11 protein-coding genes are annotated in these 13679 nt (G+C 73.9%); 4 read left to right on the top strand and 7 right to left on the bottom strand.

Annotated features, from left to right (window positions below; translation table 11 throughout):
- Positions 1 to 434 precede the first annotated feature (434 nt).
- A complete protein-coding gene (locus tag ACPC54_RS36805; protein ID WP_498971148.1) occupies positions 435 to 1838 on the top strand; it encodes an APC family permease in 1404 nt (467 codons plus the stop codon).
- A 72-nt stretch (positions 1839 to 1910) separates the two neighbouring features.
- Here ACPC54_RS36805 and ACPC54_RS36800 read toward each other — a convergent pair whose 3' ends face one another.
- The 6 genes from ACPC54_RS36800 to ACPC54_RS36775 form a co-directional block, all read right to left on the bottom strand.
- Positions 1911 to 3203 (bottom strand): hypothetical protein, encoded by a 1293-nt coding sequence (locus ACPC54_RS36800; protein WP_498971146.1) that lies wholly within the window; start codon positions 3201 to 3203, stop codon positions 1911 to 1913.
- A gap of 130 nt (positions 3204 to 3333) precedes the next feature.
- Positions 3334 to 3876, bottom strand: a complete 543-nt coding sequence (locus tag ACPC54_RS36795; RefSeq protein ID WP_498971144.1) for a SigE family RNA polymerase sigma factor — start codon at positions 3874 to 3876, stop codon at positions 3334 to 3336.
- 74 nt (positions 3877 to 3950) lie between these two features.
- Positions 3951 to 5213: a type VII secretion-associated serine protease mycosin gene (gene mycP / locus ACPC54_RS36790; RefSeq protein ID WP_498971142.1), complete on the bottom strand. Its 1263-nt coding sequence runs from the start codon at positions 5211 to 5213 to the stop codon at positions 3951 to 3953.
- A gap of 127 nt (positions 5214 to 5340) precedes the next feature.
- Complete coding sequence (locus tag ACPC54_RS36785) at positions 5341 to 5631, bottom strand: WXG100 family type VII secretion target (RefSeq protein ID WP_498971140.1); 291 nt, start codon at positions 5629 to 5631, stop codon at positions 5341 to 5343.
- Positions 5632 to 5738: 107 nt separating this feature from the next.
- The gene (locus tag ACPC54_RS36780; RefSeq protein WP_498971138.1) at positions 5739 to 6035 is read right to left on the bottom strand and encodes a WXG100 family type VII secretion target; all 297 of its coding nucleotides are present in this window, start codon (positions 6033 to 6035) and stop codon (positions 5739 to 5741) included.
- Between the two features lie 181 nt (positions 6036 to 6216).
- Entirely contained in the window at positions 6217 to 7887 is a 1671-nt protein-coding gene (locus tag ACPC54_RS36775; protein WP_498971136.1) for a type VII secretion protein EccB, read from the bottom strand.
- A gap of 223 nt (positions 7888 to 8110) precedes the next feature.
- Between ACPC54_RS36775 and eccE the strand changes: the two genes are divergently transcribed.
- The 3 genes from eccE to ACPC54_RS36760 all read left to right on the top strand — a co-directional run bounded on the left by eccE (position 8111) and on the right by ACPC54_RS36760 (position 12667).
- Positions 8111 to 9526 (top strand): type VII secretion protein EccE, encoded by a 1416-nt coding sequence (gene eccE, locus ACPC54_RS36770; RefSeq protein ID WP_498971134.1) that lies wholly within the window; start codon positions 8111 to 8113, stop codon positions 9524 to 9526.
- A complete protein-coding gene (locus tag ACPC54_RS36765; RefSeq protein WP_498971132.1) occupies positions 9526 to 10293 on the top strand; it encodes a hypothetical protein in 768 nt (255 codons plus the stop codon). Before eccE ends, ACPC54_RS36765 begins: the two co-directional genes overlap by 1 nt.
- Positions 10294 to 10423: 130 nt before the next feature.
- Complete coding sequence (locus ACPC54_RS36760; protein ID WP_498971131.1) at positions 10424 to 12667, top strand: MinD/ParA family ATP-binding protein; 2244 nt, start codon at positions 10424 to 10426, stop codon at positions 12665 to 12667.
- 63 nt (positions 12668 to 12730) lie between these two features.
- On the opposite strand, the gene ACPC54_RS36755 is transcribed toward ACPC54_RS36760, so the two are convergent.
- Complete coding sequence (locus ACPC54_RS36755) at positions 12731 to 13675, bottom strand: bifunctional riboflavin kinase/FAD synthetase (RefSeq protein ID WP_498971129.1); 945 nt, start codon at positions 13673 to 13675, stop codon at positions 12731 to 12733.
- Between the last annotated feature and the right edge of the window lie 4 nt (positions 13676 to 13679).

The raw sequence follows: 13679 nt of genomic DNA, 5'->3' as shown, positions 1-13679 counted from the left end.
TCGGACCCGACGGGTCCGGCCCCTTCGGCGTCTCGGGTGCTGAAACGTTACAGAGATCTTTCCGGGCGAGGGCTGCGGTTCCCGTACCCGGCCGGCGCTACGCCGGGGGCTCCTGCGGCCACCTGGGCGTATCGCCGCCCGCCCGGACCGGCGCCTTTGAATCACGGCGCGCAATCCCGCGTTCACCTTGGATTCAGGTGTGATGCGGCCAAAGTAACAAGTCGGACAAACGGCGCGATGACCGAACGTGATCTTCGGATCGCATGTTCATGCGGTCATCCGCAACGGAATCCGAAGCGGTTGCGGCGTTGACGCGTTCCATACGCCACGGTTCCATTGCGGCCCGGGAGCGCACTGACCAGGACCCGAGCAGTCAGCCAGCGGAGGCGATACCGCTCCCATCCCAGGACCGCACAGAGCCGATCGGAAGCCACATGACCGACACGCTTCGCCCGCCACAGTCCGTGACCGCCCAGGCGGCCGACGCGGGTGCCCCCCAGCAGCTCAAGCGCTCGATCGGCATCGTGGGCGGCACGCTCCTCACGCTGTCCTGCGTCACCCCGGCGTCGACGCTGTTCGTGATCGTGCCGCAGCTGTTCTCCAGCATCGGCAGCGCCACCGCCCTGGCCATCGCCATCGGCACCGTGCTGTGCGTGGCCGTCGCCTTCTGCTACTCCGAGCTCGGCACCCTGATCCCCAGCGCCGGCGGCGAGTACGCGATGGTCGGCACCCTGGCCGGGCGGCTGATGGGCTGGCTGGTCTTCGTGCTCTCGCTGATCGTGGTCATGGTCGTCCCCTCGGTCATCGCGCTCGGCACCGCCGACTACCTCGCACCCGTCCTGCACGTCGACAAGGCGATGACCGGCGCCGCCGTCATGCTCGCCGCCACCCTGGCCGGCCTGCTCGACCTGCGCGCCAACGCCTGGATCACCGGCATCTTCCTGGTCCTGGAGGTCATCGCGGCCGGCGTCGTCTCGGTGCTCGGCTTCGCCCACGCCCACAGCGGCGCCCCCAGCCTGCTGCACGGCGTGGTCGCCGACAAGCACGGCGCCGCCACCACGGTGAGCATCGGCGCCATCGTCGGCGCGCTCGGCATCGCCCTGTTCATCACCCAGGGCTTCTCCACCGCCGTCTACCTCTCCGAGGAGATGGAGAACCCGCGCCGCAACGTCTCGCGCACCGTGCTGTGGACGCTCGGCATCTCCTCCGCCGTCATCCTCGTCCCGGTCGTCGCCATCACCGTGGGCGCCCCCGACCTGGCCACCCTCACCGGCGGCGACCTCTCCACCCTGGTCACCGACTGGAGCAACTCCGCGGTCGGCACCTTCATCAGCCTGTGCGTCGCGCTGGCCATCATCAACGCCGGCATCGTCATGGTGATCCAGAACTCCCGGGTGCTGTTCGCCTCCGCCCGCGACAAGGCCTGGCCGGAGCCGGTCAACAAGGCCTTCGCCACCCTCGGCCGGTTCGGCTCCCCGTGGATCGCCACCCTGGCGGTCGGCCTGCCCGGCGCCGCGCTCTGCTTCGTCAAGGGCGAACTGCTGAGCAACATCACCGGCGTCGCCGTCACCGGGATGTACCTGCTGGTCGCGGTCGCCGCGCTGCTGGGCCGCCGCGCCCACCACAAGCACGCCGCCGCCTGGCGGATGCCGCTGTGGCCGGTCGTCCCCGTCGTGCTGATCGGCGTCCTGCTCTACGTGATGACCAAGCTGGACGCCGAGCCCCTGCTGTGGACCGGCGGCATCACCGCCGCCGCCACCCTCTACTGGCTGTTCTACCTGCGGCCCCGGCAGGACACCCGCTGGGTGATCACCCTCCCGGAGGACCAGCAGTCCTGACCACCTCCCCTCCCCCACACGGCGGTGCCCCGGGCCTCCCCCAGCCCGGGGCACCGCCGTTTCATCGGGTGGTCACTTCTTCAGCTTCCACTCCGGGCTGGTGGCGATCGCCTTCAGCTGGTCCACGGTCAGCACCTGCTTCTCGTTGAACATGTCGGCGACCATGATGTGCAGGCCGTCCGGGCGCAGCACGTCGGCCTGGGTCGGCAGGGCCTTCGCGCTGGAGTCCTCGGCGACGTGCACCACGAGCTTGCTGCCGTCCGGCAGGACGGTCGCGTCCTTGAACTCCTTCTGCCGGGCCTGCTCGGCCTGCTGCTGGTCGTCCTTGTCGTCGTACTGCCGCGACCAGTTGTCGATCCGCAGCTCCAGGCCGCCGCTCGCCTGCCCGGCGGTCAGGTCGTAGAAGGACATGTTGCCGTTGCCGCCCGGGCCGCCGAGGCTGCGGTCCTTGCCGAGCTCCACCCCGGCGGGCAGCAGCTTCGTCAGCGTGGCGCGCCTCTCCTCCGCGGAAACGCCCGAGGCCTCGACCGCCGGGTCCTTGCTGTCGTACTTGAGCGAGGAGAGCAGCTTGTCCCAGGACTTGTCGGTGACGAGCGCCTTCATCTGGTCCAGGGTGATCGGCGGGGTGGGGCGGCTGTCGGGGGCGCCCTTCTCCTGTGCCGCGTTCCACTCGTTGAAGAAGATCTCGGCGCCGTCCGGGCGGGTCAGCGAAGCGAACCACTCCTTGGTGGTGGCCCGGTGGTCCGAGTACTCGTGGCCCTGGTTGAGCATCAGCGTCGAACCGTCCGGCAGGGTGGTCACCGCGCAGGAGTCGATCCAGTTGATCGTGAAGTCCGCCGGGCAGGTGCGCGGCTGGTTCTGGCTCGGGCGGTGCTTCTGGAGCGAGACCCCCATCAGCGACTTGCCCTGGCCGTCGTCGAAGACCAGCTGGGCGTACGCGCCGATGCCCTTGTGCTCGTCGGTGCCGTGGCCCTGGGCGTCGGTCACCTGGCCCTTGGGCAGCAGGGCCTGGAAGGTGGCCAGCACCTCGGCGCCGCTGATCGGCTTGGCCGCCGGGGCGGCGGCGGGCGTGGCGGTGGCGGGGGCGGTGCCCGCCGCGCCGGTGCTCGGGGCCGAGGCGGCGCTGACCGTGTCGGCGGCGGCCGGCGAGCCGCCGGTGGAGCCGGAAAGGTAGAACGCGCTGCCGCCGACCAGGGCCAGCGCGGCCGCGCCGCCCACCACCGCGGCGGCCGAACGGCGGCGCCAGCGGCGGCGGCCGAGCTGGTAGCCGCCGGCCACCAACTCGCCCTGCTCGGTGCGGAAGCCCTCGCCGGTGCGGGTCATGGCGACGAGCAGATCGTCCTCGAACTTGTCGTTTTCGGACACGGGTGATCACCTTCTCCTTGCGTCATGGATGTTCGGAAAGCCGGTACGTCGCTCCCGGCCGCGGCCCGGCCGTCCGTACGGCTGCTCGGACGGCTGCTCGGAGGGCTGCTCGGACGGCGTCCAACGGGCCTCAGCGGTTGGCGAGTTCGCCCAGGGAGTCGCCGAGCAGCGTGCGCAGCCTGGCCAACGCCCTGGTGGTGCGGGTCCGGACGGCGCCGGAGGAGGCGCGCAGCACCTCGGCGGTCTCCTCGACGCTGCGGTCCTCCCAGTACCGCAGCACCAGGACGGCGCGGTCCTTCGCCGACAGCCGGCCGAGCGCGTCGAGGAGAGTCAGCCGCAGCGTGCTGTCGGAGTCCTCCCGGCCCTCCGGCTCCGGCAGGGAATCGGTGGGGCGCTCGCCGCTGGAGCGGCGCCGCTGCTGCGCCAGGAAGGCGCGGACCATCACGGTGTGCGTGTAGGCCGCCGGGTTGTCGATCCGGGACCGGCCGGTCCACGCGCTGCGCCGCCACAGGACGTACATCCGGCTGAGGGCCTCCTGGACGAGGTCCTCGGCATAGTGGGTGTCGCCGCTGGTGAGCAGGCAGGCCGAGCGGTACAGGTGACCGGTCCGGCTGGACACGAGCTCCAGGAACTCCGCGTCCTTGGCCTCCCGGCCGTTCCCGATCCACCCCATGTGCGCCGCCCCCCGTGGTCCGCCCCGCTCCCGACACCTGTTTGATGCGGCGGGCGGGGCGGGGTGTTACACCGTCAGTTCCGCTCCGCGGCGCGGCGGCGGTCGCGCAGCACCACGCCGCCGCCGATGAGCAGCGCGACGAGCAGCACGCCGGTGCCGAGCACGTACGTCGCGGTGCGGCCGTCGCGGTCCGCCTGGGTCTCGCCGAGGCCGACCGGGCGCGGCACGATCGGGGCGGCGGCCAACTGGACGGGGGCGTCGGGGACGGCGGCGGTCGGCGCGACGGCGGGCGCCTTGGTGACGGCCCGGACCGGGTCCACCACGCCCCAGCCGGTGAACCGGTCCGGATCGCGCCGGGTGCGCTGGGCGGTCTGCTCGATCCAGGCCCGCACCTGGGCCGGCGACCAGTCCGGGTGCGCGCCCTTCAGCAGCGCGGCCAGCCCGGAGACGTAGGGGGCGGCGAAGCTGGTGCCGCTGTCCACGCACTGGCCGCCGCCGGGGACGGTGGAGAGCATCTCGACGCCGGGCGCGGCGACCTTCACGAAGGAGCCGTACTGGGAGAACGGCGCGCGCTCGTTGTTGCGGTCGGAGGCGCCGACCGCCAGGACGGTCGGGAAGGCGCCCGGGTAGGTGTCGCCCTCCTTGCCGTCGTTGCCGGTGGAGGCGACGACCACCACGCCGGCGTCCTCCGCGTGCTGGATCGCGGCCTTCAGCTCCTGGTAGCCGCCGAAGCGGCTGTCGCCGGCGCCGCGCACGTCCTGGGAGATGTTGATGACCTGGACGTTGATCGGGCCGCCCTTGTCCTGCGGCCTGGTCCGGACGCCGACGGCCTCGTTGACGGCCGCCACCAGGCTGGAGACGTCGCCGTGGCCCTCGCTGTCGTTCTGCCGGATCGAGTAGATCTGGGCGTCGGGGGCGAGCCCGACGAAGCCGGTCCGGTCGCGCTGGCCGGCGGCGATGATGCCGGCCACCTTGGTGCCGTGGCCGACCGGGTCGTCCTTGGAGGTGGTGGCGTCGAGCGGCTGCTTGGTCTCCGGGTTGACGAGCAGGTTGGAGCCCATCAGCACCTTGCCGCTCAGCTGCGGGTTGCGGTCGTCCACCCCGGTGTCGATGACCGCGACCACCACGCCGCCGCCCCGCCCGGGGCGCCACAGCTGGTCGAGCAGCAGGCGCTGCAGCGACCACGGCACGGTCTGCACGTCGGGGGCGTTCTTCGGGCAGTCGCCCGCGGCGGCCAGGCCAGGCCCGTCCGCACGGGCCGGGGCGGCGAGCGGGCCGCCCAGCACCGCGAGCGCGGCGAACGCCGCGGCCGCCTTCCGGTACCCGCGTCCGGACACCCTGTCGCTCCTCAACTCGCTCCCCCACTGGCCGGGTCTGGGCAGTTCCTGCCGGGCGCACCGAAGGGCGGGCCCGGAGATCCGGTACCCGCCCCGTGCCCGTGTCCCCGTCGCGGGGACCGCGGGATCAGCTCCAGGCTTTGACGTTGGCGTCCTCGGTCTGCCGGTAGCTCACCGCGGCGCTCTCCAGCGAGTCGGCGATCTGCTTGCAGACGCTCTGCAGGTGGGCGGCCTTGGTGTCCCACTGGGTCTGGTGGGCCTGGTAGCCCTCCTGGGCCTTGCCCACCCAGCTGCCGGAGATCTTCTTGACGTTGCCCTTGAGGTCGTTCAGCAGGTGGTCGATGCGCGAGGCGACGTTCTTGACCTCCTCCGAAGCGTGGTGGAGGGTCTCGAAGTTGACGTGGATCTGGTCGGACACGGTGTCTCCCTGGACGAGGAAAGGGTGCCCGCGCGGTCGGCGGCGGGCATCCGGTGGAACGACGGAGCGGAGCGGTAGGGCGATCGGCGCGACGGTGGGCGCCGCGATCAGCCCTTCGGCCGGAACTGGTCCTGCTGGTCGGCCTCGGTCTGGGCGTAGTGCGCGGTGGTCCGCTCGATCGCGTCCTTGATCGCGTTGAGGGACTGGTTCAGGCCCTTGATGTCCTCGTTGAACTGGGTCTGCAGGGTCGTGTAGGCGTTGGCCGCCTGGCCCTTCCAGCCGCCGCCGATGTTGGTGACCGTGTTGTGGAGCTTGGTCTGCTCCTGCTCGATCTTGTGGATCGCCTCACCGATCTGCTTGGCGAACTCCGTCATCTCCTGCGCGGTCATCGTGAACTGACCCATGCTCCACCGTCCCCCATGAGAAAACACTGTGTGCACGGAGGGGCCCGGAGCGGCCCACCCGTCGCATCTCCTTGTGATGCCAGCAGCACTGTAGTCGGCACACGCAGCTCGCCCAACACCGAGCGGCGACCAGTTACCAGACCATGACACGCAGGCCAAGTCCGTTGCCCCGCTTGGTCGCTCAGGCGTTCTGCGGCTGTGCGGCGCTCTTCGCGGTCAGCGGCGGACCGGCCGGCACCAGGTTCGACCACTCGTGCGGCACCGGCAGCGGCTGGACACCCTGGTAGCCCAACCGGGCCTGGTTGCCGCCCGGTTCGTCCTGCTGCGGCTGCTGCGGATCGCCCGCCCCCGGGGTCGGCGGTGCGCCGGTCGGCTTCGCGGTCGGCGTCCCCGGCGCGCCGGACGGCGTGGCGGCCGGGCCCCCGCCGTCACCGTTGGACGGCACCGAGTAGCGCAGGCCGGTCTCGGTGATCAGGAAGTCCGTGCCCGAGCCGCCGGCGCCGGCGTCCATCGCCCGGTAGAAGAGGCCGTGCCCCGGGGTCACGTAGGCCGCGCCGGCGCCGTTGTTGTACTGCGCCGGGTACCCCGTCCCGGCCCAGACGCTGCGCCGGGACGTCTTGCCGTCCTCGGCGACGCCGTCGAAGGTGCTGCACACCACCAGCCGGGCGTCCTGCGGGGCCTGCCAGTTGTTCACCGGCGCGCCGGACTTCAGCGGCCAGTCCGCCGCGGTGTCCGGCAGCCGGACGTCGCTGTTGTTCTTGGCCTGGTCGGCCGGGGTCATCTCGTCGCTGCGCGGCTTCTGGTCCTGGTCGTACTTGTAGAGCATCTGGAAGGCCGGGTTCTGCCGGATCAGCTCGGCCTGGAACGGGGTGACCAGGTACAGCCGGTCCTTGCCGACCACGTAGTGGCGGTCCTGGTAGTGCACCAGCCGGCCCACCCGGCGGTCCGCCTGGTTGTTCAGCTCCACCCTGGTGTTGGCGCCCTGGCTGTCGACCGCGCCCTCGACCTTCGGGAAGGTGACCGGGGTGCCGGCCACCAGGGTGTCCAGCCACTCCCGCTTGACCCGCTGCGGCACCGCGTTCGGGCCGAACACCGCGGTGATCAGCGACTTCCGCTCGTTGGCGTCCGACTGCGGCGAGCCGATCTCGTGCTTGCGGCCCTGCGCATCCACCAGGAACACGCCCGCCGGGCCCGCGGCCGGCTGGCCGGCCGCCGGCGCGGCGGACACCTGCTGGTCGTCCGCCTGCTGCACCAGCAGCAGCTGGTCCGGGCCGAGCATGCGGTCCTTGGCGGCGAGCGCCGCCGCGTCCTGACCGGCCGCCACGAACACCGCCTGGTTGACGGTCTCCTGCTTGTCGTCCGAACCCGGACGGTCGCAGACCGACCACTTCATCGCCTTGTCCGCGTTGTCCCTGCTCGGCAACTTGTCCGGCGCGTACGGGATCCCGATCGTCGGGCCGTGGTTGGGGTAGCGGTCCAGCACGTCGTCGGCGACCACCACCACCGGGGCGCCGGCCGGCAGCACCAGCCGGGCCGAGGACATGTTCAGCACCTGGTGCAGCCGCTTCGTCCGCCCGTCCGGGTCGGTCAGGATCACGTACCGGGTGGTCGACGTCTTGCCCTGGATGATGGCCTTGCCCTCGTCCCAGTGCAGCGGCGCGCTCGGCTTGAACACCCCCCACACCCCGAAGCCCGCGACGACCAGCGCACCGACCAGGACGCTCGGCAGCACCGCCTTGACCGGGCGCGGCGCGTCCTCGTCGCTCCCGCCACCGGTGGGCAGCAGGAACGCGCCCACCGTGCGCTTCCTGGCGAAGGTGTACGCGTTCAGCTCGTCCCGGCGCGATGCCATGTGCTCGTCGTCCCCCTTGTCGGACTTGCCCCTGTCGGCCTGCCGGACCTCCGCCCGGTGGCCCGCCCCCGTGCCCCGCACCCTCCGGGCGACCGGCTGGATCTGAAAGAGAGGGCCCGAACCCTCTACGATGCGGCAGCGGACGGTGAGTACGGTACGGGTACGGTCCACGAGCCAGCCAGCCGGGCCGCGACATCCGAGTCAAAAGGGGGGCCACCGGGGGATGCCGAACCAGACCGCTCGACGACGCCGCGGCAACGCAGAAGCGGCGGCGGGACCAGCGGCCGAGGCCGGACGGCCGAGCCGCGCCGGCCGCGGACGGCGCGGCGGCCCGCCCGCGAGCACCACGGCACCGGCGGCCGGCGGCGGGCCCGTCACGGTCCGCGTCAACCCCCGGCCCGGCCTGCTCGGCGGCCGGTTGAAGCTCCACCAGCTGGTGCTGGTCGAGGTCGCCGCGGCCCTCGTCGCGGTCGGCTGGACGATCAGCCGACCGGTCGCGGCGGGCTTCGGCGCGGTCTCGCTGGTGCTGCTCCTGCTCGCCGCGATCCGGCTGCGCGGCCGGTCCGTCCCGGAGCTGCTGCGCGTCCGCTCGGCCCTCAAGTCCCGCCGGCGGCAGGCCCGTACGCTGCTGCCGCCGGCGGGCACCGACCCGGCCCTCGCCCCCGCCCTGGAACTCGAACCGGCGCTGCGCACCTGCACCCACGCCACCGAGGCCGACCTCGGCGGCCGGCCGGTGCGCCGGGAGACCGGCATGGTCGGCGACGGGACGTTCCTCAGCTCGGTGCTGCTCGTCCAGGCCAAGGACCAGCCGCTGCGCCCGGCGCGCACCGCGCTGCCGCTCCCGCTGGACGTCGTCTGCTCGGCGCTCACCGTGGACGACGTCACGCTGGAGTCCGTCCAGCTGGTGCAGCACACCCAGCCCGCCCCGGCCCCGCACGTGCCCGAGCAGTCGCTGGCCGCCCGCGCCTACCGCGAACTCCCGGACGGCACCGCCACCCCCGGGCTGCGGCTCACCTGGATCGCGCTCAAGCTCGACCCGGAACGGGCCGCGGCCGCCGTCCGGGCCCGCGGCGGCGGCGAGGAGGGCGCCCGCAAGGCGCTGCAGCGCGTCACCGACCAGCTGGCCGGGCGGCTGAACAGCGCCGGGTTCAACGCGACCGTGCTGGACGAGCGCGAACTGATCGCCGCCCTGGCCATCTCCACCTGCGCCAACCCGATCGCGGTCGCCGGCCGCCAGGGCACCGGCAGCGGCGGCGGCACCACCCGCCGCACCCAGGAGGGCAACCGGTTCTGGCGGATCGACGACCGCTGGCACAGCACGTACTGGATCTCCCGCTGGCCGCAGCTCAGCCGCCCCGGCGGCGGCGCCGGCCGGATCGCCGCGCCCGACCTGGTCAACCTCATCACCGGCTCCCCCGCGCTCGCCAGCACCTTCAGCCTGACCGCCGGGCACGGCACCGGCGGCTCCGTCACCGTCACCGGGCACCTGCGGGTCACCGGGCGCAACGAGGACGAGCTCGGGCAGCTCGGCCGGCAGGTGGAGGCCCGGGCGCAGAGCGCCGGCCTCGGCCTCGTCCGGCTCGACCTGGAGCAGGCCCCCGGCGTGCTCGCCACCCTGCCGCTGGGAGGAGCGTCCTGATGGCGTACCAGACCTACCCCGTGCCCGGCCCGACGCCCGGCGCCGAGCGGCCCCGGGTGCGGCCGCGCATCCTGCCCGGCTTCGGGCTGCGCGGCCCGAAGCGGGAGAAGCACGTACTGGAGCCCGCGGACCTCGCGGCGCTGGCCTTCCCGGTCGGCGACGACGGCGTGGTGATCGGCGTCGACCCGCAGGGCCTGCCCGCGGTGCTCGGCCTGTTCCGCCCCACCGCGTTCGACCTGGTGCTGGTCGGCGGCGTGTGGACGGCGCAGGTCATCGCCCTGCGGGCCGCCGCGATCGGCGCCCGGGTCGCCGTGGAGACGGCCCGCGGCCAGCTGTGGGGCCCGATGGCGCAGGCCGCCGGCGGCGGACAGCCGTGCGTGACGCTCCACCAGGTCGGCCGGCTCGGCCCGCAGGGCGCCTCGGTGGCCTCGCCGGTGCTGGTGGTGCGCGACCTCGGCGCCCGCCCGCCGCGCAGCCGGCTCTCCGCCGCGCCCTGGCAGTCCACGCTGACCGTGCTGCCGTACCTCGGCCCGAACGCCGCCCGGGTGCTCAACGCGGCCGACCTGGTCGGCGTGCAGCGGATCATGCCGCAGGAGGCGGAGCTGGTCGGCCGGGTGCTGTCGCTCCCGCCGGAGGACGTGGCCGCGCTGCCGACCCTCGGCGACGACCTCACCCTGTGGACCACCCGGATGCGGCGTCAGTACGTCCGGGCCGTCGCCGGACAGGCCGAACAGCAGATCCTCGGAGGCCCGCGCCGGATGGACTGAGCGGCACTCGTGCCCCGGTCGATCCCGGTTCGGAACCGAAGCCGCCTTCAACAGGGGCAGCCGAACGGCCTAGTCTTTGTTGCGGCAACGGCACCGCTGAACAAGCGGCGGCGAACACGAGGGAGCCCTAGTGAGCAGCGATCGGGACGGCGTCTACGTCGGCGACAACGCGGCGGAGGACGACGACGACTGGTCGGACGCGCCTGACTACACTCCCCCGTCCTGGTACGTGCAGACGGACACCTCGGGGGCGGCCGCGCCCCCGGCCGCGACGGCTCCCGGGCCGGCGGCGGCGGCCGGCGCGGGCGTCGAGCCGGCTGCCGCCGCCGCTGCCCCGGCTGTTGCCGCCGGTGCCGGCGCGCCCGCAGCCACGCCCGCAGCCGCGCCGCCGGTGCAGGCCGAGGCGCAGCACGTCCCGTTTCCGGCGCCCTCGCCGGCCGCCGGGCCCGCTGCCGCCCCCGCGCCCGCCCCTGCCCCTGCCCCTGCCCCCGTCGTGCCTACCGCGCCCGGCCACCCCGCGGGGCCCGGCGCCGAGCAGCCCCCGGCCGTCGCCGCGGGGTGGCCGAGCGCCGAGGCGCTGTCGCAGCACCAGCCGCCGCAGCCGCAGCCCGTCCCGGCCGCACAGCCGATCCCGCAGCCGGCCGCACAGTCGGCCCCGCAGCCGCAGCCCCAGCCGTTCCCGGCGGCCCAGGCCCAGCCCCCCGCCGTCCAGCCCCCGGCCCCGGCCCCGCAGGCACCGGCCGCCCCGGGCCCGCTGCCGCAGCCCGCGCCCGGCTACGGCTACCCCCCGGGCCCGGCGGCGCCGGCCCCGGAGCCGGCGCCCGGCTACGGCTACCCGCCGAACTGCTACCCGCCGCAGGGCGACCCGGCCCAGCCCGCACCGGCGGACCCGATGGCCGCGTGGGCCGCCCAGCAGGCCGCCGCGCAGCAGCAGGCGGCCCAGCAGGCCCAGGCCCCGGCCCCGCCGGCTCCGACGCCGCCGCCCGTCCCGGTCGACCCGCGCCAGGGCGGCTGGCCGCAGCCCGGCGCCTACCAGCCGCCGGCCCAGCCGCAGCCCGGGCCGGTCGGCCAGCCCGGCCCGGCCGCGCAGCCGCAGCAGCCCTGGCCGCCGCAGGGCGCCGAGGCCGCCCAGCCCGCCGCGTTCCAGCAGGCGGCCGCGCCGCAGCAGACCGCGCACGGCGCGCCGCTCGGCTACACCGCCGCCGTCGAGCTGTCCTCGGACCGCCTGCTGCGCAGCCAGCCCAAGCAGCAGCGCCAGCAGCCCCGGTTCCAGTTCGGCGGCAAGGCCGCGGCCGCCGAGAAGGCCCGCAAGCTGGAGATCATCCGGACGCCGGTGCTGAGCTGCTACCGGATCGCGGTGATCAGCCTCAAGGGCGGTGTCGGCAAGACCACGACCACCACCGCGCTCGGCGCGACCCTGGCCAGCGAGCGCCAGGACAAGGTGATCGCGATCGACGCCAACCCGGACGCGGGCACCCTGGGCCGCCGGGTCAAGCGCCAGACCGGCGCGACCATCCGCGACCTGGTGACGGCCATCCCGTACCTGCGCAGCTACATGGACATCCGTCAGTTCACCTCGCAGGACCTCAACTCCGGCCTGGAGATCCTGGCGAACGACGTCGACCCGGCGGTGTCCACCACCTTCAACGACTCGGACTACCGCCAGGTCATCGACGTGCTGGGCCGCCAGTACCCGATCATCCTGACCGACTCCGGCACCGGGCTGCTGTACAGCGCGATGCGTGGGGTGCTGGACCTCGCCGACCAGCTGATCATCGTCTCCACCCCGAGCGTGGACGGCGCCTCCAGCGCCTCCACCACCCTGGACTGGCTCTCCGCGCACGGCTACGCCGACCTCGTGCAGCGCAGCATCACGGTGGTCTCCGGGGTCCGCGAGACCAGCAAGATGATCAAGGTCGAGGACATCGTCGCGCACTTCCAGACCCGCTGCCGCGGCGTGGTCGTGGTGCCCTTCGACGAGAGCCTGGCGGCCGGCGCCGAGGTCAACCTCGACATGATGCGGCCCAAGGTCCGCGAGGCGTACTTCGAGCTGGCCACCCTGGTCGGCGAGGACATCGTCCGGGCCCAGCAGGCGGCCGCCCAGCAGGCCGGCTGGCAGCAGCAGGCGCACGCGGGCCAGCCGCAGCCGTACGGCGACCCGCAGCAGGCCCCGGCCCAGCAGACCGCGCCGCCCGCCCCCGGCTCGCCGTGGGCCCCCCAGCCGCAGCAGCCCCAGCAGCCGCAGCCCGGCCAGGCCCTGCCGCCCGGGTACGGCTACCCGCCGCCGCAAGGCGCCCCCGCGCCCTGGCCTCCGCAGCAGCCGCAGCAGCCGGGCCCCGGCTACGGCTACCCGCCGCAGGCGCCCGGGCAGTGAGCCGCTGAACGGCCGAAGGGCCCGCCGACCATCCGGTCGGCGGGCCCTTCGCGTGTCCGCGGGTCAGCCGGCGTCGGTCAGCTCGCGGGCGCGCTTGACGTCGTCGGCCATCCGGTCCAGCAGCGCCTCGATGGAGTCGAACTTCTCCATCCCGCGCAGGTAGGCCAGGAAGTCCACGGCCACGTGCAGCCCGTACAGGTCCAGGCCGACCCGGTCGATGGCGTACGCCTCGACGGTACGGGCGGTGCCGTCGAAGGTCGGGTTGGTGCCGACCGAGATCGCGGCCGGCATCCTCTCGCCCTGCGCGGTCAGCCAGCCCGCGTACACGCCGTCCGCCGGGATCGCGCTGTGCGGCACGGTCTCCACGTTGGCGGTCGGGTAGCCGAGTTCGCGGCCGCGCTGCGCGCCGCGCACCACCACGCCCTCGACCCGGTGCGGGCGGCCGAGCACCTCGCCGGCGCCGGCCATGTCCCCGGTCTCGACCAGGCGGCGGGTCAGGCTGGACGAGAACGGCTCGCCGTCCCCGGCCGCGCCGCACACCTGCAGGTCGACGACCTCGACCTCGAAGTCGTCCGCCCGGCCCAGCTCGGTGAGCAGCGCGACGTCCCCCGCGGCCTTGTGCCCGAAGCGGAAGTTGGGGCCCTCGATGACGACCCGGGCGTGCAGCGCGTCCACCAGGACCTGCTGGACGAAGGCCTCCGGGGACTCCTTGGAGAACTCCTGGGTGAACGGCAGCACCAGCACCGCGTCCACGCCCAGCTCGGCGATCAGCTCGGCACGGCGGGGGTGCGGTGCGAGCAGCGGCGGGTGGCTGCCGGGGCGGATGACCTCGCGCGGGTGCGGATCGAAGGTCACCACGACCGAGGGGACGCCGAGTTCGCGGGCGCGCTCGACCGCCCGTCCGATGATCAGCTGATGCCCGCGGTGCACCCCGTCGAACGAGCCGATGGTGACGACGCTGCGCCCCCAGTCACCGGGGATCTCCTCCAGGCCACGCCAGCGCTGCACCCGA

The sequence above is a fragment of the Kitasatospora sp. NPDC094028 genome (assembly GCF_049543595.1).
In the GTDB taxonomy this organism is placed as follows: Bacteria; Actinomycetota; Actinomycetes; order Streptomycetales; family Streptomycetaceae; genus Kitasatospora.
Note: the sequence above shows the minus strand (reverse complement) of the source record. Positions and strands in the feature narration are given on the sequence as shown.

Coding starts and splice junctions, on each gene's coding strand:
- ACPC54_RS36775 (WP_498971136.1), bottom strand. CDS start 7,887: ATGGCATCGCGCCGGGACGAGCTGAACGCGTACACCTTCGCCAGGAAG.
- eccE (WP_498971134.1), top strand. CDS start 8,111: ATGCCGAACCAGACCGCTCGACGACGCCGCGGCAACGCAGAAGCGGCG.
- ACPC54_RS36795 (WP_498971144.1), bottom strand. CDS start 3,876: ATGGGGTGGATCGGGAACGGCCGGGAGGCCAAGGACGCGGAGTTCCTG.
- ACPC54_RS36780 (WP_498971138.1), bottom strand. CDS start 6,035: ATGGGTCAGTTCACGATGACCGCGCAGGAGATGACGGAGTTCGCCAAG.
- ACPC54_RS36765 (WP_498971132.1), top strand. CDS start 9,526: ATGGCGTACCAGACCTACCCCGTGCCCGGCCCGACGCCCGGCGCCGAG.
- ACPC54_RS36805 (WP_498971148.1), top strand. CDS start 435: ATGACCGACACGCTTCGCCCGCCACAGTCCGTGACCGCCCAGGCGGCC.